The sequence below is a fragment of the Leifsonia xyli subsp. cynodontis genome (genome assembly GCF_050632205.1).
Classification (GTDB): Bacteria; Actinomycetota; Actinomycetes; order Actinomycetales; family Microbacteriaceae; genus Leifsonia; species Leifsonia xyli_D.
In genome coordinates this window covers 1656565-1677187 of the sequence record NZ_CP192578.1, presented here as the reverse complement: position 1 = coordinate 1677187, position 20623 = coordinate 1656565, and the positions used below count along the sequence as shown (strand labels likewise).

General features: G+C 70.2%; 21 protein-coding genes and 2 pseudogenes. 19 read left to right on the top strand and 4 right to left on the bottom strand.

Going from position 1 to position 20623, the window contains the following annotated elements:
* Positions 1–52: 52 nt before the first annotated feature.
* From ACQ86M_RS08295 to ACQ86M_RS08270, 6 genes and pseudogenes are all read left to right on the top strand, one after another.
* Entirely contained in the window at positions 53–1177 is a 1125-nt protein-coding gene (locus ACQ86M_RS08295; RefSeq protein ID WP_431247695.1) for a polyprenyl synthetase family protein, read from the top strand.
* Complete coding sequence (locus ACQ86M_RS08290) at positions 1174–2145, top strand: phytoene/squalene synthase family protein (RefSeq protein ID WP_431247694.1); 972 nt, start codon at positions 1174–1176, stop codon at positions 2143–2145. The genes ACQ86M_RS08295 and ACQ86M_RS08290 overlap by 4 nt, the downstream gene beginning before the upstream one ends.
* A pseudogene (gene crtI, locus ACQ86M_RS08285) lies at positions 2142–3733 on the top strand (phytoene desaturase family protein). Before ACQ86M_RS08290 ends, crtI begins: the two are co-directional and overlap by 4 nt.
* Positions 3730–4056: a lycopene cyclase domain-containing protein gene (locus ACQ86M_RS08280; RefSeq protein WP_431247693.1), complete on the top strand. Its 327-nt coding sequence runs from the start codon at positions 3730–3732 to the stop codon at positions 4054–4056. Before crtI ends, ACQ86M_RS08280 begins: the two are co-directional and overlap by 4 nt.
* A complete protein-coding gene (locus ACQ86M_RS08275; protein WP_431247692.1) occupies positions 4053–4409 on the top strand; it encodes a lycopene cyclase domain-containing protein in 357 nt (118 codons plus the stop codon). Before ACQ86M_RS08280 ends, ACQ86M_RS08275 begins: the two co-directional genes overlap by 4 nt.
* A 5-nt stretch (positions 4410–4414) precedes the next feature.
* Complete coding sequence (locus tag ACQ86M_RS08270) at positions 4415–5284, top strand: prenyltransferase (protein WP_431247691.1); 870 nt, start codon at positions 4415–4417, stop codon at positions 5282–5284.
* Here ACQ86M_RS08270 and ACQ86M_RS08265 read toward each other — a convergent pair.
* Positions 5281–5661, bottom strand: a complete 381-nt coding sequence (locus ACQ86M_RS08265; RefSeq protein WP_431247690.1) for a glyoxalase superfamily protein — start codon at positions 5659–5661, stop codon at positions 5281–5283. The two genes, ACQ86M_RS08270 and ACQ86M_RS08265, sit on opposite strands and share 4 nt — an antisense overlap.
* Positions 5662–5943: 282 nt before the next feature.
* On the opposite strand from ACQ86M_RS08265, the gene ACQ86M_RS08260 reads away from it, so the two are divergent.
* The 4 genes from ACQ86M_RS08260 (at position 5944) to ACQ86M_RS08245 (ending at position 9978) form a co-directional block, all read left to right on the top strand.
* Entirely contained in the window at positions 5944–7728 is a 1785-nt protein-coding gene (locus ACQ86M_RS08260; protein ID WP_431247689.1) for a T7SS effector LXG polymorphic toxin, read from the top strand.
* Between the two features lie 4 nt (positions 7729–7732).
* A complete protein-coding gene (locus ACQ86M_RS08255; RefSeq protein ID WP_431247688.1) occupies positions 7733–8074 on the top strand; it encodes a hypothetical protein in 342 nt (113 codons plus the stop codon).
* 478 nt (positions 8075–8552) lie between these two features.
* Positions 8553–9500 carry a J domain-containing protein gene (locus ACQ86M_RS08250; RefSeq protein WP_431218255.1) on the top strand — a complete coding sequence of 316 codons (948 nt, stop codon included), beginning with the start codon at positions 8553–8555 and terminating at the stop codon, positions 9498–9500.
* An 88-nt stretch (positions 9501–9588) separates the two neighbouring features.
* Positions 9589–9978, top strand: coding sequence for a VOC family protein (locus ACQ86M_RS08245; protein WP_431218254.1), 390 nt, complete (start codon positions 9589–9591; stop codon positions 9976–9978).
* Between the two features lie 10 nt (positions 9979–9988).
* On the opposite strand, the gene ACQ86M_RS08240 is transcribed toward ACQ86M_RS08245, so the two are convergent.
* Positions 9989–10267, bottom strand: a complete 279-nt coding sequence (locus ACQ86M_RS08240; RefSeq protein ID WP_431218253.1) for a hypothetical protein — start codon at positions 10265–10267, stop codon at positions 9989–9991.
* 129 nt (positions 10268–10396) lie between these two features.
* Here ACQ86M_RS08240 and ACQ86M_RS08235 point away from each other — a divergent pair, with 129 nt between their 5' ends.
* Positions 10397–11230 carry a DUF1295 domain-containing protein gene (locus tag ACQ86M_RS08235; protein WP_431247687.1) on the top strand — a complete coding sequence of 278 codons (834 nt, stop codon included), beginning with the start codon at positions 10397–10399 and terminating at the stop codon, positions 11228–11230.
* Here ACQ86M_RS08235 and ACQ86M_RS08230 read toward each other — a convergent pair.
* Positions 11152–11658, bottom strand: coding sequence for a hypothetical protein (locus tag ACQ86M_RS08230; RefSeq protein ID WP_431247686.1), 507 nt, complete (start codon positions 11656–11658; stop codon positions 11152–11154). The genes ACQ86M_RS08235 and ACQ86M_RS08230 overlap by 79 nt on opposite strands.
* Before the next feature lie 32 nt (positions 11659–11690).
* On the opposite strand from ACQ86M_RS08230, the gene ACQ86M_RS08225 reads away from it, so the two are divergent.
* From ACQ86M_RS08225 to ACQ86M_RS08195, 7 genes are all read left to right on the top strand, one after another.
* The gene (locus ACQ86M_RS08225) at positions 11691–12155 is read left to right on the top strand and encodes a hypothetical protein (RefSeq protein WP_431247685.1); all 465 of its coding nucleotides are present in this window, start codon (positions 11691–11693) and stop codon (positions 12153–12155) included.
* A complete protein-coding gene (locus ACQ86M_RS08220; RefSeq protein WP_431247684.1) occupies positions 12155–12550 on the top strand; it encodes an RNA-binding S4 domain-containing protein in 396 nt (131 codons plus the stop codon). Before ACQ86M_RS08225 ends, ACQ86M_RS08220 begins: the two co-directional genes overlap by 1 nt.
* Positions 12550–13386: a DUF72 domain-containing protein gene (locus ACQ86M_RS08215; RefSeq protein WP_431218248.1), complete on the top strand. Its 837-nt coding sequence runs from the start codon at positions 12550–12552 to the stop codon at positions 13384–13386. The genes ACQ86M_RS08220 and ACQ86M_RS08215 overlap by 1 nt, the downstream gene beginning before the upstream one ends.
* 20 nt (positions 13387–13406) lie before the next feature.
* Positions 13407–14039 carry a CDP-alcohol phosphatidyltransferase family protein gene (locus tag ACQ86M_RS08210; RefSeq protein WP_431247683.1) on the top strand — a complete coding sequence of 211 codons (633 nt, stop codon included), beginning with the start codon at positions 13407–13409 and terminating at the stop codon, positions 14037–14039.
* Complete coding sequence (locus tag ACQ86M_RS08205; RefSeq protein ID WP_431218246.1) at positions 14032–14538, top strand: FHA domain-containing protein; 507 nt, start codon at positions 14032–14034, stop codon at positions 14536–14538. Before ACQ86M_RS08210 ends, ACQ86M_RS08205 begins: the two co-directional genes overlap by 8 nt.
* Positions 14538–15230 (top strand): transcriptional regulator FtsR, encoded by a 693-nt coding sequence (gene ftsR / locus ACQ86M_RS08200; protein WP_431247682.1) that lies wholly within the window; start codon positions 14538–14540, stop codon positions 15228–15230. Before ACQ86M_RS08205 ends, ftsR begins: the two co-directional genes overlap by 1 nt.
* Positions 15231–15364: 134 nt before the next feature.
* A complete protein-coding gene (locus ACQ86M_RS08195) occupies positions 15365–15916 on the top strand; it encodes a MerR family transcriptional regulator (RefSeq protein WP_175339127.1) in 552 nt (183 codons plus the stop codon).
* 374 nt (positions 15917–16290) lie between these two features.
* Here the strand turns inward: ACQ86M_RS08195 and ACQ86M_RS08190 are convergent, their stop codons facing one another.
* Positions 16291–17100: a ParA family protein gene (locus ACQ86M_RS08190; RefSeq protein ID WP_363804755.1), complete on the bottom strand. Its 810-nt coding sequence runs from the start codon at positions 17098–17100 to the stop codon at positions 16291–16293.
* An 80-nt stretch (positions 17101–17180) separates the two neighbouring features.
* Here ACQ86M_RS08190 and ACQ86M_RS08185 point away from each other — a divergent pair.
* A pseudogene (locus ACQ86M_RS08185) lies at positions 17181–20584 on the top strand (pyruvate carboxylase).
* The last annotated feature ends 39 nt before the right edge of the window (positions 20585–20623 follow it).

Here is a 20623-nt window from a genome sequence, read left to right as displayed (position 1 = left end):
TAAGATGCGTGCTAAGTTATTTGCTACCCAAGCTAGACAAGGGAGCGCCGGTATGACACAGCTGCACCCCGAGACACGGACTCCCGTCGAGCGCGGCCCCGAGACCGCACCCCGTCTGCAGACGGCTCTCGCGTCCGACCTCGACGCGGTCGAGGAGCGCCTCGCCCGCTTCTTCGCCGAGCGGATCACCGCCGCGTCGGCGTACGACCGCTCGTACCGCCGGCTCTGGGAGAGCGCCCGCGATGCCGCCCAGGGCGGTAAGCGCATCCGCCCCCGCTTCGTTCTGACCGCGTTCCGGGGCCTCGGCGGAACCGACGTCGAAGCCGCCCGCACCGCCGCGGTCGCCTACGAACTGCTGCACACCGCGTTCCTCCTGCACGACGACGTCATCGACGGGGACACCGTCCGGCGCGGGCGCCCGAACGTGACCGGCGCCTTCTCGGCCGAAGCCGTCGCCCGCGGCGCCGACCGCGGCCGGGCCCGGCGCTGGGGCGAGGCCGGGGCCATCCTCGCCGGCGATCTGCTGCTCCACGCCGCTTCGTCGGTGCTGGCACGCGTCCAGGCCGACGAGTGGACGCGCGAGCGCCTCTTCGAGATCCTCGACCACGGCGTCTTCGTGACCGCGGCGGGCGAGTTGGCCGACGTCGCCCTCGCCGAGCGGCTCGGACCCGACGCTCCGGCCCTGGAGGATGTGCTGGCGATGACCGAGCACAAGACCGCCGCCTACTCCGTCTCGGGTCCCCTGATGACCGGCGCGCTGCTGGCCGGCGCGGGGGAGGATGCCCTTCCCCCGCTCGCCGAGTACGGGCGCCTGGTGGGCATCGCCTTCCAGCTCGGCGACGACCTCCTCGGCGTCTTCGGCAGCGAGGATGTGACCGGCAAGAGCATCGTCAGCGACCTGCGCCAGGGCAAGGAGACCTCCCTCATCGCCTACGCCCGCGGCACCGCCCGGTGGGAGGACGTCGCGCCGTCCCTCGGCCGCGACGACCTCGCGCCGCACGAGGCCGGCCGCCTCGCCGCCCTCCTCGAGGAGTGCGGCGCGCGCAGGTTCGTCGAGCGCCTGCTCGCCGAGCACGTCGACCGTGCGGTCGCGCTGCTCGACACCCCCGCGGTCCCTTCGGCCCTGTCCGAACCGCTGACCGACGTGGCACGCTCATGTATCGGGAGGATCGCATGACTCGCGCACCGGAGGCACCCGCCGGCACACCGCCGACCGACCTCACCACCTACACCGGGGCCGCGCACGCCGGGGCCGCGACGATCATCCACGCCTACTCCACGTCGTTCGGGATGGCGACCCGCCTGCTCGGGCAGCGCATCCGCCCCCAGGTGGAGGACGTCTACGCGCTGGTCCGGGTCGCCGACGAGATCGTCGACGGCGCCGCTGCGGAGGCCGGCCTCAGCGTCGACGACCAGCGCGAGCTGCTCGACGCCCTGGAAGCCGACACGGAGCGCGCGATGCGCACCGGGTACAGCGCCAACGTGGTCGTCCACTCGTTCGCCGTCACCGCCCGCTCCGCAGGGATCGGGGTGGAGCTGACCCGTCCCTTCTTCGCCTCCATGCGGCGCGACCTCAGCCCGGTCGACTTCACCGCCGAAGAGCTGCGCGAGTACGTCTACGGCTCCGCCGAGGTCGTCGGCCTGATGTGCCTGAAGGTGTTCCTCGCCGACAGCCCGGTGCCCGACGAGACGCGCCGGCGGCTGGAGGGCGGCGCGCGGAGGCTCGGAGCGGCGTTCCAGAAGATCAACTTCCTGCGCGACCTCGCGGTCGACTGGACGGAGCTCCACCGCAGCTACTTCCCGGGCATCGACCCGGCGCGGCTGACCGAGCGGCAGAAGCTCGCCCTCGTCGTCGACATCGACTGCGACCTGGGAGCGGCGGCCGACGTCATCCCGGAGCTGCCGGACAACTGCCGGCGCGCCATCACGGCGGCGCACGGACTGTTCGCCGAGCTCAGCGATCGCATCCGCGAGACACCCGCCACCGAACTGCTGCGACGCCGCATCAGCGTCCCGACGCGGGTGAAGCTCGCCATCCTGGCGCGCGCGACCGTGGCGTCGGCCGTGCCGCGCGGGTCCGGCGCGTCCGCCCACGGAGCCTCGATCGTCCCCGCGGCCGCCGCCCGCACCGGGACGAAGCCATGACCGCGAAGCGCGTCGCCGTGATCGGCGGCGGGATCGCCGGGCTGGCCAGCGCGGCCCTGCTCGCCCGCGAGGGGTACGCCGTGACCCTGCTCGAGCAGCGGGCGACCCTCGGCGGCCGGGCCGGTTCGTGGGAGCACGACGGCTTCCGCTTCGACACCGGGCCGTCGTGGTACCTCATGCCCGAGGTGTTCGACCACTTCTTCCGGCTGATGGGCACCTCGACCGCCGAGCAGCTCGACCTGGTCACCCTCGACCCGGGCTACCGGGTGTTCTCGGAGGACGGACGCCCACCGCTCGACATCGTCGCCGACGGGGAGGGCAACCGCGCCGTCTTCGAGCGGGAGGAGCCGGGCGCCGCCGCCGCGCTCGACCGCTACCTCGAGGGAGCGGCGGAGACGTACCGGCTGGCGGTCGACCGCTTCCTGTACAGCACCTTCGCCGACCTCCGTCCGCTCCTCTCGCCCGACCTGCTCCGGCGGCTGCCGCGGCTGGCCCGCCTGCTGCTCGAGCCGCTCGACCGGTACGTCGCCGGGTTCGTGCGCGACAACCGGCTCCGGCAGGTGCTCGGCTACCCGGCGGTCTTCCTCGGCACGTCGCCGAGCCGGGCGCCGAGCATGTACCACCTGATGAGCCACCTCGACCTCGACGACGGGGTCCGCTATCCACTCGGGGCTTCGCCGAGCTGATCGACCGGGTCGCGGCGCTCGCCGAGGAGGCCGGCGCCCGTCTGGTCACCGGCGCCCGGGTCACGCGCATCCGCACCTCCGAGAGCGGCGGACGCGCGCACGCGACCGGCGTGGAGTACCGGGACGCGGGGGGCGAAATGCACACGATCGACGCCGACGTCGTCGTCTCCGGGGCGGACCTGCACCACACCGAGACCGCCCTGCTGCCGCCGGAGCTGCGCACCCATCCGGAAAAAGTGTGGGACAAGCGCGACCCGGGCCCCGGCGTCGTGCTCGCGATGCTGGGGGTGCGCGGGAGGCTGCCGGAGCTCACCCACCACAACCTGTTCTTCACCACCGACTGGGAAGCCAACTTCCAGACGATCTACGGGCCGGACCCGGGCATCCCGGACCCGGCGTCGCTGTACGTCTGCATGCCCAGCGAGACCGACCCGGATGTCGCCCCGGAGGGGTATGAGAACCTGTTCGTCCTCATCCCGGTGCCGGCCGACGTGTCCCTGGGCGCGGGCGGCCTCGACGGTGCGGGGGACCGCGCGATCGAGCGCGCCGCCGACGCCGCCATCGCGCAGATCTCCGCCTGGGCGGGGGTCCCCGACCTCGCCGAGCGCATCGTGCTGCGGCGCACGGTCGGCCCGGAGGACTTCGCGAGCGACCTCAACGCCTGGCGCGGCGGCGCCCTGGGGCCCGCCCACACCCTCCGCCAAAGCGCCTTCTTCCGCCCCGGCAACGCCTCGAAGAAGGTCGACGGGCTGCTCTACGCGGGCTGCTCCACCATCCCGGGGATCGGGCTTCCGATGTGCCTGATCAGCGCCGAGCTGGTCGTGAAGCGACTGCGCGGCGACGGCGGCGCCGGTCCCCTTCCCGAGCCGCTCCCGACCCCGCAGGCGGAGCGCGTGTCGTGAGCGTCGTCTACCTGGCGTGCCTGCTGGTGTCGCTGGGGGCGATGGTGCTGCTGGATGCGCGGTTCCGCCTGGTCTTCTGGCGGGATGCGCGGCGCGCGGCGATCGTGCTCGGCCTCGGCCTCCTGTTCTTCCTGGCCTGGGACGCGGCCGGCATCGCCCTCGGCGTCTTCGCCCGCGGCGGGTCGCCGTTGATGACGGGCATCGAGCTGGCGCCGGAGCTTCCGCTCGAGGAGGTCTTCTTCCTCCTCTTCCTCTGCTATCTGACGCTCGTGCTGATCTCCGGCTCACGCGCGCTGCTCGACCGGGGGAGGCGCGACGGATGACCTACCTGCTGCTCAGCGTGCTCTTCCTCCTCATCGCCGCGTGCGTGCTCGCGGTCGCGCTCGCCGTCGCTCCGGATCGGGCGCGCGTCGTGCGCCGGTGGTGGGCCCCTGTCGCGATCGCGGCCGTCGCCGTGCTCCTCCTCACCGCCGTGTTCGACAACCTCATGATCGGCGCCGGGTTCATGACCTACAGCCGTGCGGACATCAGCGGTGCCAAGCTGGGACTCGTGCCCCTCGAGGACTTCGCCTATCCGCTCGCCGCGCTGCTGCTCCTGCCCGCGCTCTGGCTGCTGTTCCGGCCGCGCCGGCGTGCCGGCCGCGAGCGTCGCGAAGAAGCGGTGTCGGGCTCGTGACCGCCGTGGCTCCCGCACCGTTCCGCCAGCTGGTGCTGGCCTCCCGTCCGCTCAGCTGGATCAACACCGCCTTCCCGTTCGCCGCCGCATACCTGCTGACGACCGGCCGGGTGGATGCGACGTTCATCATCGGCACCGTCTTCTTCCTCATCCCGTACAACCTGGCGATGTACGGCATCAACGACGTGTTCGACTACGAGTCCGACCTGCGCAACCCGCGCAAGGGCGGGGCCGAGGGCGCCCTGCTCGACCGCTCGGCGCACCGCCGCACGCTCATCGCGGCCGCCGTGTCCACCATCCCGTTCGTGATCTACCTCCTGATCGTCGGCTCGCCGCTGTCGTGGCTGGTGCTGGCGGTCTCTCTGTTCGCCGTCGTCGCGTACTCGGTGAAGGGGCTCCGGTTCAAGGAGGTGCCCTTCCTGGACTCGGTGACGTCCAGCGTCCACTTCGTCAGCCCGGCGCTGTACGGGCTCGTGCTCGCGGGCGCCGTGTTCACGCCCGCTCTGTGGCTCGTGCTGCTCGCGTTCTTCCTCTGGGGCGTGGGCAGCCATGCGTTCGGCGCCGTTCAGGATGTCGTGCCCGACCGCGAGGGCGGCATCTCGTCCATCGCCACCGCCATCGGGGCCGCAGCGACCGTTCGCCTGGCGATCGCCGCCTGGGCGCTGGCCGGCGTCGCCATGCTGTTCACGCCGTGGCCGGGGCCGCTCGCGGCGGTGCTGGCCGTGCCCTACATCGCCGCGGCGGCCCCGTTCTGGTCGATCCCCGACGAGCGGTCGAGCGAGGCCAACCGGGGCTGGCGCCGCTTCCTCTGGATCAACTACGCGTGCGGCTTCGTGGTGACGATGCTGCTCATCCTCTGGGCGACCGTCCGCTAGTCGCGCTTCGGCAGCTGCTGCAGCGTCCAGGCGTTGCCGTCGGGGTCGGCGAAGTCGACGAAGCGGCCCCAGGCGAGGTCTGCGACGCCGCGGGCCTCGATGCCCCGCTCGGTCAAGTGCGCGAGGGCGGCATCCGCATCGGGGATGACGATCTGCAGGCCCTTCATCGTGCCCGGCGCCATGTCGGTGAGCCCTTCGCCGAACGCGATCGAGCATGCGCTGCCGGGAGGGGTCACCTGCACGAAGCGCAGCTCGGGGGAGACCCGGTGGTCGTGGTCGGCGTTCCAGCCGAGCGCGTCCACGTAGAACGCCTTCGCCCGGTCGACGTCGGTGACGGGGAGGATGATGAGCTCGATGCGCCAGTCGCTGATGGCCATGATCGGTTCCTTTCCGGTTCGGTCCTCCCAGGCTAGAAGGCGATGCGGTCAGTTTCCGGCCGCAATCGGAATTCGGTCTTCGGGTCAGATGTGGACCGGTACCTGACCTCAATGGCGAGACGTCGATCAGGTGTCGCTGGCCCGCCAATCAGCCGCACCACAGGCTTCCCCATCGATGAGCCTGCACGATGCCCCTGCGCGCCCGGCAGCGCTTTGGGCGGGCGCAGAAGCGGCCCGCTAGCTTCACTCGAACGCAATGCGATCGTGGAGGAATGTGAAGTAGTGGGCGTGGTGGAGTTTTCGGCGGATGCGTGGCAGGCATCCTCGCCGGGGTTGCGGGGTGGTCTGGCTCGGCGGATGGAGGCGGTGTCCGAGCTTGCGCAGGGTTTGCAAGCTCTGGCCGGGTCGGAGCGGATCAGCGGTCAGGGTGCGGATGCGATGCGGGCGTATATCCGGGAGGTGCATGGGCCGATCCTGCAGTCGTTGCTGATCGGGCTCTCGACGTTCCAGACCGCGATCGGTGTGTATTGGAATGGGTACGCCCAGGTCGATGCGGGTGGGAACTTCCGGTTGGTGCGGGATGAGCTTGAGGCGCACCTGTCCCAGTTGGAGTCCGGGATGGGCGCGCTGCGCGGGATCGCGGCGGAGTTACGGAAGATCTCTGGGGATGCGTCGCATCTGGTGTCGTTGGGCGGGGCGGGCGCGTCGGCGGCGGAGCGCTGTGTGGATGATCTGGACCGGATGCATGCGATCGCGAAGGATCAGGTGGAGGCGTGGGAGGCGTATGAGGCTTCCGATCACGGGTTCGGCCAGGTGAAGGCGCTGATCGCGGAGCTGAATCGGATCGTGAACAATGTCGGCGCCGTGACGGTGGGGCAGGGCCGCACCTACACGCCGGGCAGTTTCCGGCTGACGTTGCAGGGGTTGGGGGCGCTGACCTCAGGGATGGTCGAGTACTGCCAGCAGAACCAGGGCGCGGCTTCGAAGGGGTGGGAGACGGCGTTCACCGGGTTCCAGAAGGATCTGGAGGCGGCGGAGAAGGCTCGGCGGGAGCAGGCCGGGTGGGACCTGATCTGGGACGGGTTACAGATCGTCGCCGGTGTTGTGGTCGCCGCGATCGGTCTGGGCCTGACCCCGTTCACCGGTGGCGTCTCGATCGGACTGACAGTGCTGGGCGGAACCCTGTTGGTGGGTGGGACCAACAACGCGGTCAACCACTACTCGATCGCCACCACCGGTCAGGAGTTCAACCTGATGGACATGGCCGCCACCTGGGTCGATGTGAATCTTGCACAACCGATCGCCGCCTTCGGACCTGTCGGGCAGTTTGTCGGGGGTGTGGTCTCGGGGACCGGGCACGTGCTCACCGGGTTCGGACAGCTCAGCGTCAAAGACGCCGCGGTCGGAGTGTCAGTGCTCGTCACCGATCAAGCAGCCCGCGACGCACTCTGGAACCAACTGACCAACACCGGCGCCCAAGTGCTCTCATGCGACTGGTACGTCGCGGGACAAACGGCCGCAGAACTGGGCTCGCTGGCAATCCCCGGTGTAGGAGCCGTCAAGGTCATCCGCACCGCCAGCCTCGCCGCAAAGACAGCGAAAGTCGCGGCGGCCGCATCCCGAGCGCTCAGCGGCATTCGTGGGGTGTCCGTCGCCGGCGATAAAGTCCTGATCAACGGCGTCGAGAAGATGACCGCCAAGGAATGGGGTGCCATTCGTGATGCGAGTGTCCACAACACCTCGTCGTCGGAAGTCACCCTCGGAAAATGGAAAGGGCCAGACAACCCCGAAACCTACTTCAACCAGGCGATCAAATCGGGGAACGAATACTTCAATCTGGGCAACGCCTGGGACGATGTCCGCGCCGCGCACGGGCTCAGTGAGCGCGACATGTTCGACCTATTCAACCGGCCCTTCCTCGACGACGTCATTCGAGAAGGCAAGACAGTCCGATTCACGCACGACCCCCGAACCAAGCCCGGTGCGTTGCGCGACGAGTTGGACTACTTGAAGAACAACGGTTACGTATTTGACCCAGCGACGATGACCGCAAGAAAGGAATGGTGATGGCATGAGCATCATCGAATTTGACCGACTGCCTCGACTGATTCATGAGCACTTCGGAAAGAGGGCTGACGTCATTTCAGCCGACAGCGGCATGCGCGAGGTTACATTCACTCTGTACGAATCCTTTCTCTTCAAGTGCGGCTTCGACCCGCAATACGGGCGATTCGGGTTGGCCATGTACCTGGACGGGTTCGCGGTGACCACATTCTTTGGGAAGCGCGTCACTATGGAAAGCGATGAGGTGTCCATCCGAGCTAGCTTTGGTGACGTCGACCGATTCTGTCGCTTGAGACTTCCGGAAGCGTTTCTCGATGAGTTTGAGGCGGCAATCTCCGTCGAGAAGTAGAAGAGTCATGGAAACTCAGTCCACGCGATTCAGCCGCGACCGCCTCGGCCACTTGGTCGCGTGCACTCAGCCGAAAGCAGCTCGGGCGACATCGTCTTCACGATGTATGACGCCTTCGGGTTCCAGTGTGGCTTGGACCGTTGAAATGGATCATGCGGGTTGATCCTTTCGGTACAGGCTGGATGATGCCCAGTATGCACAGTTTGTCGTTGAGCCGGCTTCGGCCATCGAGTTCATCGAACAATGCCGACAGCACCTCCATGACGACCTCTTACTACAACAGCCGGGCTGGCATCGGGGCACTCCCGTCTAGCAAGTCGAACTAGTACCGCGGGAGTTGGTGCTCGCTCCAGAGGGCAAGCCGCACTGCGGCATACCGCGGGGTGGCGGTTGTCGCCCGACGATTCGGCGATTTCGCGGATGCGCGCGCTAGGGTCGTAATCCCACCGCCACCGGAACCGAAAGTGCCAGCCACGCGATGAGCGACTCACCGGCCTCGCCGACACCGTACGAGGTGCTCGGCGTCCGCCCCGATGTGAGCTACGACGCGCTCCGCCGCGCGTACCGGCGGCTCGCGCGCGAGACGCATCCCGATACCGGGGGAACCGCCGCCGCGTTCCAGGCGGTGCAGCACGCGTGGGAGCTCATCGGCGACCCGGACGACCGCGCGCGTTACGACCGGGGCGAGAGCGTCACGGTGGATGCGGTCGCCGGCGACTCCGCGGGCGGCGGTTTCAGCGCCACGGTGCACACGTCACGCGGAGGCTCGGGCGGACCGACCGTCCGCGCCCGCAGCTACGGGCACCCCGGCGGCCGCGCCCGCGAGCGCTACCTGTCCCTCATGCGCGAGTGGATGGGGCGGGGCACCGACGACCGCGACCCGTACGACCCGGCGCTGGTGCGCTCCGCCCCACGCGAGATCCGCCGGCTGCTCGCGGAGGCGCTCGCCGAGGAGGCGACGGCCCGCGCAGTGGCCGGGCTCGGGATCGGCTTCACGATCTGGAACGACGTGGCCGTGCATCCGTCGACCGACGCCAAGCTCGACCACATCGTCCTGGGGCCGGCCGGTCTGTTCGCCATCCGCTCGGCCGACTGGGGAGCGCCGGTGAAGCTCGCCAAGGGCGAGCTGGTCGGCGCCGGCATCGCGGGCGACGAGGAGCCGCTGCACGACCTCTATCACGCGGCGAAGAGCTTCGGGCGCCAGGCCGGGGTCCGCTTCACCGGGCTCATCGTCGTCGTGCCCGACGACGCCCTCGACGTGCCGTTCGACGTGGTGCGGCGCGGGCGGCTGACGGGCTCCATGGTCGTGCGGCGCTCGCTCCTGCCGCGGGTGCTCCGGGACGGGGCGGCGGCTGCCGGGCGGGAGAGCGTCGACCGCGCGTTCGAGCTGCGGACCCGGCTGCAGGAGTCCGTCCGGTTCGTGTGACCTTGGCCGATCCGTGCACAGGCGGCCGGTCATCCCCAGGGCGCCGACGCTCTAGACACCGCGGCGGCGGCCCGAGGAGAGTAGAGGCATGGTCACACCACTCGACATCTTCAGCGGCTTCAGCGTCGACGACATCCCCGCGGCGAAATCCTTCTACGGCGACACGCTCGGCTTGCACGTCTCCGACGGCGACATGGGCAACCTCGACCTCGAGCTGCCCTCCGGCGGCCACGTCTTCATCTACCCGAAGCCCGATCACACGCCCGCGTCGTTCACCATCCTGAACCTCGTGGTCGGCGACATCGACGCGGCCGTCGACGAGCTCAACGCCAAGGGCGTCGCGACCGCCATCTACGACGACCCGAACCTGCCGACCGACGAGAAGGGCGTCCTGCGCGGGCGCGCGGCCGGCCAGGGGCCCGACATCGCCTGGTTCCGCGACCCCGCGGGCAACGTGCTGTCGGTGCTGCAGAGCTGACGGCGCGAGGTCAGCCGAGCGGCTCGTCGTCGCTGTCGAGGTCGTCGATCTCCCAGCGGAGGCTGTTCTCGGCCCCGCCCCGTGCGGGCAGGTCCTCGGTCGACCGGGGGATGGTCGCCACCAGCTGATACGTCGCCTCGGCGGGCCAGCCGCGGTCGTCCGCGAGCTCGAACACCTCGAAGGCCGAGGCGCCCACGAAATCGGCGGGCACGCGGATGCGGTTCGGCGGCACGTCCATCTCGCTCGGGAGGCGCAGCAGGCGCGGCGGACGCCCGTCGCTCAGCAGCACTGCGCGAAAGCTTCCCGGGCCGGAGGAGAACACCCTGACACGTTAGGCGCGTCGGGCGACGAGCGCGAGACCGGCACAGGATATCTGCAGGTCCTCACGGGCGACTTCCCACCGCTCTAGGATGTGGGCGTGGAGCCGATCGTCGTCAATCTGTGGATCCTCGCCGTGGCGTGCGCCGCGACCTGGGTGCTCTCGCTCGTCACGCACGAGCACTCGTGGGTGGATCGCATCTGGTCCATCGTGCCGGTCGTCTACGTCTGGGTCTTCGCCGGCGCCGCCGGCCTGGCCGACGTGCGCCTCGACCTGATGGCGGTGCTCGTCACGCTGTGGGGCGCCCGGCTCACGTTCAACTTCGCCCGCAAGGGCGGCTATGCCCCCGGCGGAGAGGACTACCGCTGGCAGGTGCTGCGCGGGCGGATGCGCCCGGCCGCGTTCCAGGTGTTCAACCTGCTGTTCATCGTGATCTACCAGAACATCCTGCTGCTCCTGATCACCCTGCCGGCATGGACCGCCTACCGGCACCAGGGTCCGCTGACGGCGCTCGACGTCATCCTGGCGGCCGTCTTCGTGGCGTTCCTCACGGGCGAGACGATCGCCGACCAGCAGCAGTGGCGTTTCCACCAGTGGAAGAGCGCCGAGACCGCCGCCGGCCGGCAGCCGTCGCCGCGGTTCCTGCAGACCGGCCTGTTCCGCTTCTCGCGGCACCCGAACTTCTTCTTCGAGCAGGCCCAGTGGTGGGTGCTGTTCCTCTTCGGCTGCGTCGCGGCCGGCTCCCTGCTGCAGTGGACCGTGATCGGGCCGTTGCTGCTCACCGGGCTCTTCATCGGCTCCACCGTGTTCACCGAGAGCATCTCTCGCTCCCGGTATCCCGAGTACGCCGAGTATCAGGCGCGCACGTCGCCGGTGGTGCCGTGGTTCCCGGGCCGGGGGAACACCGCGCGCATATGGTCCGAGTCGAGATAGTCGGCCACGCCGATCAGGATGAGGCTGAACACGATCTGCTCGGTCACCATCCACAGCGGGTACAGGCCCGGGATCGCGGCGATCACCAGCGTGACCACCGGGAAGATCTTCGCGAACAGCCGCAGCCGGGAGTACGCCCAGTAGTAGCCGCGCTGCGCCCGCCAGGCGAAGTAGAACAGCGTGGCGGTCATGCCGAGCACGATGACGGACCGCATCCACACCGGGAAGGCGACGGCGACGCCGTCGAGGGCGAGCACGAGCGCCACGACGACCGCTCCGAGACCGATCGCGAGCTCGGCGGCGAGCAGCCAGAAGATCACGGTGAAGGCGCGGCGGGTGCGGGGGTGGGAGCGGCCGTCCTCCGGCACGGTGTAGGCCGCGTGACGGCCGCCCGCGATGCGGTCGAGCCGCGCGAGCAGAGTTTCCATGCATTCACGGTAACCCGGACTACGGTGGGGACATGTCCTGCATCCGGTTCAACACCCCCGCCCAGCGTCAGGCCATGCGGAACAGCCGGCCGGCCATGCTCACCCCCGAGGAGGCCGCGGCGCTGCATCCCGCGCCCGAGGTGACGGAGAGCAAGCTGCGACGGCTGCGGCTGCTCGCGACGGACGCCAACCCGAAGATCCGGGAGGCGGTCGCCAGCAGCTACAACACCCCGGAGGACCTGTTCTGGACGCTGGCGAAGGACCCCGACGCGGGCGTCCGCGGCTGCGTGGCCAAGAACGAGGCGACCCCGTGCGACATCCTCCGGGCGCTCGCCGACGACCGTTCCGAGACGGTGCGCGGCTGGGTGGCCGTGAACTACTTCGTCCCCGCGGACGTGATGGAGAAGCTGGCGTCGGACCGCAGCCGCACGGTCCGCAGCCTGGTGAAGTGGAAGGCGTCGCTCGCGGAGGACGCCCCCGAGCCCGCGACGGTCTGATGTCCGACCCGGCGCGCGACAGCGCGAGCGCCCGCGCGAGCGTCCGCGTCGACTCCTGGGCATGGGCCGTGCGGCTCTTCAAGACCCGGTCGGCGGCGTCGGACGCGTGCAAGGCCGGCCACCTGAAGGTGAACGGCGACCGCGCGAAACCGGCGCAGCCCGTCAAGGTGGGCGACGAGGTGCGCGCCTTCGTCGGGGGCGCGGAGCGCATCTACATCGCCCGGCGGCTGATCGTGAAGCGGGTGAGCGCCGCGGCGGCGGCCGACTGCTACGACGACCGGACCCCGCCGCCTCCGCCGCGCACCGAGACGCCCGCCACCGTGACCCGCGAGCGCGGTGCCGGCCGCCCGACGAAGCGGGAGCGCCGCCTGCTCGAGCAGCTCCGGGGCCGCTGATGGCGCTGGCGCGCATCGGCATCTCGGGATGGACCTACGCGCCCTGGCGCGGCGTCTTCTACCCGCCCAAGCTTCCGCACCGGCTCGAACTCGAGTACGCCTCCGAACGGCTCGACTCCATCGAGATCAACGGCAGCTTCTACTCCCTGCAGCGCCCCTCCAGCTACCGCACCTGGGCGGCGAACACGCCCGACGAGTTCGTGTTCAGCGTCAAGGGCGGCCGCTACATCACGCACATCCTGCGCCTGAAGAACGCGCGGGCGGCCGTCGCCAACTTCTTCGCCTCGGGGGTTCTGGCCCTCGGGCCCAAGCTCGGCCCGCTGCTCTGGCAGCTGCCGCCCACCCTGCAGTTCGACGCCGAGCAGCTGGATGCGTTCCTCCGGATGCTGCCGCGCACCACGACCGAGGCGGCGGCGCTCGCCGGGGAGAGCGAGCTCGACGAGGACCGCACCCACACCGCCGTGGACGCCGACCGTCCCCTGCGGCACGCCGTGGAGGTGCGGCACGGCACGTTCGACGTCCCGGAGTTCACGGCCGTCGCCCGCGCAAACGGCGTCGCCATCGTGCTGGCCGACACGGCGGGACGCTACCCCGTCATCCGGGAGCTGACCGCCGATTTCGCCTACGTGCGCCTCCACGGCGACGAGGAGTTGTACACCAGCGGCTACACCGACGAGTCCCTCGACCGCTGGGCGGCCGAGCTCGGCGGGTGGCTCGCGGCCGGGATGGACGTGTACGCCTACTTCGACAACGACGTGAAGGTGCGGGCTCCGTACGACGCGATGGGGCTGCGGGATCGGCTGGCGCGCTGGACGCCACGGGCTCATGCCGGATGACGGTCACTAGACTCGATCGCGTGGAGGGTGAGAGCGCCGTCGTGAGCTCGCGGGTCTGGACGATCCCGAACGTGCTCAGCTTCCTCCGGCTCGCGCTCGTGCCGGTCTTCCTGTGGCTGATCATCGCGGGGGAGGACGGCCTGGCGCTGCTCGTCCTCGTCTTCTCGAGCGTGACCGACTTCCTCGACGGCTGGCTCGCCCGCAGGCTGCGGCAGGTTTCGCGCCTCGGCCAGCTGCTCGATCCGGCCGCCGACCGCCTGTACATCTTCGCCGCGCTGATCGGCCTGTGCTGGCGGGAGGTCATCCCCTGGTGGCTGTTCGTCGTCATCGTGGCGCGGGATGTGATGCTCGTCGTTCTCGGCGTCATCCTCGCCAACCACGGCTTCGGCCCGCTTCCGGTGCATCACCTGGGAAAAGTGGCCACATTCTGCCTGTTCTGGGCGCTGCCGCTCCTGATGCTGGGGGAGGCGTTCGCCCCGCTCGCGCCGTTCTCGCTGCCCCTCGGCTGGGCGTTCGCGTTGTGGGGCGCCTTCCTGTACTGGTGGGCGGGAGCGGTGTACATCCGTGAGACGGTCCGGGTGATCCGCCTTCCGGCCGATGACAGCGGCCCTCCATCGGATACGCTGGACCGCAAGGAGGTTGACGGTGCCTGAAGACATTGACCCGAACGCTGAGAACGCCGGAGCCGACGACGCCGCCCAGGGCCCCCTGCGCGACGCCAGAGGCAACGAGGACACGACTGCGCGCTTCGGCGAGGAGTTCATCTCGAAGATGTACCCCTCCGGCGAGGTCTCGCCCGAGGAGCAGGAGGCGATCGCGGCGCTCCCGTCCGGTTCCGCGCTGCTCATCGTGCGGCGCGGCCCGAACTCGGGGGCGCGATTCCTCCTCGACGCCGACGTGACGACCGCCGGCCGCCACCCCAACGCCGACATCTTCCTCGACGATGTGACCGTGTCGCGCCGGCACGCGGAGTTCACGCGCCGCGGCACCTCCTTCGAGGTGCGCGACCTGGGGTCGCTCAACGGCACGTACTACGACGGCGTCCGGATCGAGAGCGCGCTGCTCGCCGACTCGGCCGAGGTGCAGATCGGCAAGTTCCGCCTGACGTTCTACGCGTCGCGACACGACCTCGCCGCAGCGGCGAACGGCTAGTGGCCCGGCCGGCCCAGCGGGCCGCCGGCGACGCTCCGGCCCTGCTCAGCATCGGCCAGGTCCTCGCCCGGCTCACGCCCGAGTTCCCGGACCTGTCGTCGTCGAAGCTGCGCTTCCTCGAGGAGCGCGGGCTGGTATCCCCGTCGCGCACCGCGTCCGGGTACCGCAAGTTCTCGTCGACCGACGTCGAGCGCCTGCGCAGCGTGCTCGCCATGCAGCGCGACCACTACCTCCCGCTGAAGGTCATCAAGAAGTACTTCGCCGACCTGGATGCGGGGCTCGACCCGGCGTTCCCGGGCACCGCGCCGGCCGGGTCCATCCTGGGCGGATCCCGTCGCTACCGTCGCGACGACCTGCTCCGTGAGGCGGGCGCCGACGCCGAGCTGCTGCAGGATGCCGTGAGCGCATCCCTCATCGCCCCGTCCGACGTGTACGGCGAGGAGGCGGTCACCGTCCTCCGCGCCCTGGCGGAGCTGCGCCGGAGCGGCATCGAGCCGCGTCACCTGCGCGGTTTCCGCGCCGCCGCCGAGCGCGAGATCGGCCTCATCGAGACGGCGCTGGTGCCCATCGCCCGGCGCAACGACGCGACCGCCAAGGCCCGGACGGCCGAGCTCGCCCGCGAGATCGCCGCGCAGCTCGACGTGGTGCGCGGCAGCATCATCCGCTCGTCCATCGCGCGGCTTCGGCCGTGACGGCGTCCGCCCACCTCGACACGCCGGAACCGAAACGACGGATGTCGTTGCCCGGCGAGGTCCGCATGGGTACCGTGGATGAAGCGACGCGGTTGCGGCGCGCGATCCACTACCCGGGGTGAGAGGCGATCTTCATGAGCGAACTGAGTCGTGACGACGGCGCCTCCCGCTACGACCTGGGGCTCCTGTTCACGGACGGCCTCCCCGAGATGGACGACGTGAACGGCTACCGCGGCGCCGTCGCCGCGCGCGCGGCCGGCATCTCGTACCGCCAGCTCGACTACTGGGCCCGCACCGGACTGGTCGAGCCGACCGTCCGCGGCGCCGCCGGCTCGGGCTCGCAGCGCCTGTACGGCTTCCGCGACATCCTCGTGCTCAAGCTCGTGAAGCGCCTGCTCGACACCGGCATCTCTCTGCAGCAGATCCGCACCGCGGTGAACCAGCTGCGCGAGTCGGGCGTCAACGACCTCGCCCAGACGACGCTGATGAGCGACGGAGCGAGCGTCTACCTGTGCACGTCGAACGACGAGGTGATCGACCTCGTCAGCCGCGGCCAGGGCGTCTTCGGCATCGCGGTCGGCAAGGTGCTGCGCGAGGTCGAGACCAGCCTCGTCGAGCTGGACACGCAGACCGACGCCATGGACGAGCTCGCCGCTCGCCGCGCCGCCCGCACCCGCGCCTCCTGACGCGCTGCCGCGCTGCCGCGCTGCTCCACTCGGTCGCGCTGCGCCTCGCCGAGTGGTGCCGCCGAGCGGTGAGTAGGTGCGCTAGTCCCTCGCGAGTTGCGACATCATGTCACCCCTCGGCGGATGGGCTCCGCGCCGCTCCCGGGCGCGCCTCCCGTTTCACCGTCGAGTGGTGAGTAGGTGCGCTGATTCCGCGCGAGTTGCGACATGATGTCACCACTCGGCGGATGGGTTCCGCGCCGCGCCCCGACCGCCGCGCCCGAGTGGTGAGAAGGTGCGCTAATCGCGTGCGAATTGCGACATGATGTCACCACTCGGCGGAGGGCGACGGGACGCGACGGGACGGGACGGGGTGGGACGACGGGCGCCCGGACTCAGGACTGAGCGGTCGCGTACTCGCCGAGGCGCGCCGTGCGCAGCACTCGCTCCAGCAGCAGGTCGAAGTTGTGCGCCATCTCCTGCGCGCTCTCGCCCGGCCAGACGTGCAGCGGCTTCGCCGCGCCCTGCGCCTGCTGCAGCGACGTGCGCTCCGGCAGCTGAGGCGAGAGCACGAGCGGGCCGAACATGTCGCGCAGCTCCTTGATGCGGAACTGGTGCTCCAGCGACTGGACGCGCGCGCGGTTCACGATGATGCCGAGCGGCTGGAGGCGCGGCGAGAGCCCGCGGCGGATCTCCTCGATCGCACGCAGCGCGCGGTCGGCGGCGGCGACGGAGAACAGGCCCGGCTCGGTCACCACGGCGACGCGGTCGCTCGCGGCCCACGCCGTGCGGGTCAGCGCGTTCAGCGACGGAGCGCAGTCGATCAGGACGAGCTCGTAGTCGTGCTCGACGTTCGCCAGCGCCTCCTCGAGCTTCCAGATGTCGCGGATGCTCGGGTGCGGACCGTCGAAGTTGATCGCCGACGGGCTGCCGATCATGACATCGATCGTGCCCGAGCGGCCCTTGGTCCACCCCGACGGCGCGATCGCGGCGCGCACGATCTTCTCCTTGGGGGAGGCCAGCACGTCGGCCACGTTGAGGTGACCGGCGACCTGGATGTCCATGCCGGTCGAGACATCGGACTGCGGGTCGAGATCGACGACCAGCGTGCGCAGCCCTTTGGCGAACGCCGCAGACGCCAGACCGAGCGTCACAGTGGTCTTTCCGACACCGCCCTTGAGGGAGCTAACGCTGAGTACGTGCACGAGAGCCACGTTACCTTCACTAGTCTTAGAGAACCTAACCGTTTGCTGTGTGGTGGATACCCCCTGCTCGAAAGGTCCCCATGTTCCGAAAGATCCTCGTTGCCAACCGCGGTGAAATCGCCATCCGGGCCTTCCGGGCCGCGTACGAGCTCGGCGCCCAGACGGTCGCCGTGTTCCCGTACGAAGACCGGAACTCGATGCACCGGCTGAAGGCGGACGAGGCCTACCAGATCGGCGAGCCGGGCCACCCGGTGCGCGCCTACCTGGACGTGCAGGAGATCATCCGCGTCGCGAAGGAGTCCGGCGCCGACGCCATCTACCCCGGCTACGGCTTCCTCTCCGAGAACCCGGAGCTCGCCGATGCGGCCCGCGCCGCCGGAATCGCCTTCATCGGCCCGCGCGCCGAAGTGCTCGAGATGGCGGGCAACAAGGTGACCGCGAAGGAGCATGCGATCGCCGCGGGCGTCCCGGTCCTCAAGTCGACCCCGCCGTCGCGCGACATCGACGAGCTGCTCGCCGGCGCCGACGAGATCGGCTTTCCGATCTTCGCGAAGGCCGTCGCCGGCGGCGGTGGCCGCGGCATGCGCCGGGTGAACACCAAGGCCGACCTGCGACCGGCCCTCGAAGAGGCGATGCGCGAGGCCGACAGCGCGTTCGGCGACCCGACCATGTTCCTCGAGCAGGCCGTGCTGCGCCCCCGTCACATCGAGGTGCAGATCCTCGCCGACGGCTCCGGCGACACCATGCACCTCTTCGAGCGCGACTGCTCCGTGCAGCGTCGCCACCAGAAGGTCGTGGAGATCGCGCCGGCTCCCAACCTCTCCGACGACATCCGCCAGGCGCTCTACCGCGACGCCATCGCGTTCGCGAAGTCCATCAACTACGAGAACGCCGGAACGGTGGAGTTCCTGCTCGACACGGCGGGTGAGCGCGCGGGCCAGCACGTCTTCATCGAGATGAACCCCCGCATCCAGGTGGAGCACACGGTCACGGAGGAGATCACCGACGTCGACCTGGTGCAGTCGCAGATCCGGATCGCGGCGGGGGAGACGCTCGCCGACCTCGGCCTCAGCCAGGAGAGCGTGCAGATGCGCGGCGCCGCCCTGCAGTGCCGCATCACCACGGAGGACCCGACCGCCGGCTTCCGCCCCGACACAGGCAAGATCACGACGTACCGGTCGCCGGGCGGCGCGGGCATCCGCCTCGACGGCGGCACCATCAACCCGGGCGCCCAGATCAGCCCGCACTTCGACTCCATGCTGGCCAAGCTGATCACCCGCGGCCGCGACTTCCCGGCCGCCGTGCTGCGCGCCCGTCGCGCGCTGGCCGAGTTCCGCGTGCGCGGCGTCGCCACGAACATCCCGTTCCTGCAGGCCGTGATGGAGGACCCGGACTTCATCGCCGGGAACGTCTCGACCTCCTTCATCGAGGAGCGCCCGGAGCTGTTCAAGGGCCGCGCGTCGAAGGACCGCGGCACGAAGGTGCTCAACTGGCTCGCGGACGTCACGGTCAACCAGCCCAACGGACCGCGCCCGCTGTCGGCCGACCCGGTCGAGAAGCTGCCGAAGATCGACCTGAGCGCCCCCGCGCCCGCCGGCTCGCGCCAGCGCCTGCTCGAACTCGGACCTGCGGGTTTCGCCGAGGCCCTGCGCGCCCAGACCGCCCTCGCGGTCACCGAGACCACCTTCCGCGACGCGCACCAGTCGCTGCTCGCGACCCGCGTGCGCACCCGCGACCTGCTCGCGGTGGCACCGTACGTCGCCCGGATGACGCCCGAGCTGCTCTCGGTCGAGGCCTGGGGAGGCGCGACCTACGACGTCGCGCTCCGCTTCCTCGGCGAGGACCCGTGGGAGCGCCTTGCCGCCCTCCGCGAGGCGCTGCCGAACATCAACATCCAGATGCTGCTGCGCGGCCGCAACACCGTCGGCTACACGCCGTACCCGACCCAGGTGACGGATGCGTTCGTGCGCGAGGCCGCCGACACCGGCGTCGACATCTTCCGCATCTTCGACGCGCTCAACGACGTGTCGCAGATGCGTCCGGCGATCGAGTCGGTGCTCGCCACCGGTTCCTCCCTCGCCGAGGTCGCGGTCTGCTACACCGCCGACCTGCTCGACCCGGCGGAGGACCTCTACACGCTCGACTACTACCTGCGCCTCGCGGAGCAGATCGTGGAGTCGGGTGCGCACATCCTCGCCATCAAGGACATGGCGGGCCTGCTCCGCCCGGCGGCCGCCGAGAAGCTGGTCGCGGCGTTCCGCGAGCGGTTCGACCTGCCCGTCCACGTGCACACGCACGACACCCCGGGCGGCCAGCTCGCCACGCTGCTCGCCGCCTCGCGCGCCGGAGCGGACGCGGTGGATGTGGCGAGCGCGCCGATGTCCGGCACCACCAGCCAGCCGAGCGCCTCCGCGCTCGTCGCCGCCCTCGCCCACACCGAGCGCGACACCGGCATCCGGCTCTCCGCGGTCGAAGACCTCGAGCCGTACTGGGAGGCCGTCCGCCAGGTCTACCGCCCGTTCGAGTCGGGACTGCCCGGCCCCACGGGCCGTGTGTACAAGCACGAGATCCCGGGCGGTCAGCTCTCGAACCTGCGCCAGCAGGCGAAGGCCCTGGGCCTCGCGGAGGACTTCGAGCTCGTCGAGGACATGTACGCGGCGGCCAACCGCATCCTGGGCCGCATCCCGAAGGTCACCCCGTCGTCGAAGGTGGTCGGAGATCTCGCCCTGCACCTCGCCGCCGTCAAGGCCGACCCCGACGACTTCGCCGAGAACCCGCAGAACTACGACATCCCGGACTCGGTGGTCGGCTTCATGGCAGGCGAGCTGGGCGAGCTGCCGGGGGATGGCCGGAGCCGTTCCGCACGAAGGTGCTCGCCGGCAAGACGGTCAAGGTGGGCGTCGAGCAGCTGTCCGCCGAGGACGCCTTCGCGCTGGAGGGATCGAGCGAGGAGCGCCGGATGACGCTCAACCGCCTCCTGTTCCCCGCCCCCACCCGCACCTTCGAGCAGATGCGCGAACTGTTCGGCGACCTGTCCGTGGTCGACACCCTCGACTACCTGTACGGGCTGAAGCAGGGCTCGGAGCACGTCATCGAGTTCAGCCGCGGCGTCCGGCTCTACCTCGGTCTCGAGGCCATCGGCGAGGCCGACGAGAAGGGCATGCGCACGGTCATGACCACGCTCAACGGCCAGCTGCGGCCGGTGTTCGTGCGCGACCGCAGCATCGTCGTGGAGACGAAGGCGGCCGAGAAGGCGGACACGGCCAAGCCCGGGCAGATCGCGGCGCCGTTCTCCGGCGTCGTGACGCTGCAGGTGAGCGCCGGCGACACGGTCGCTGCGGGCCAGCCGGTCGCATCCATCGAGGCCATGAAGATGGAGGCGGCCATCACCGCCCCCATCGCAGGGACCGTCGAGCGCCTCGCCATCCCGAAGACCCAGCAGGTGGATGCCGGCGACCTGATCGTCGTCATCCAGCCCGCCTGAGGTCCGGGAAGGCGACGGCCGCAACCGTCGCACCGCCGC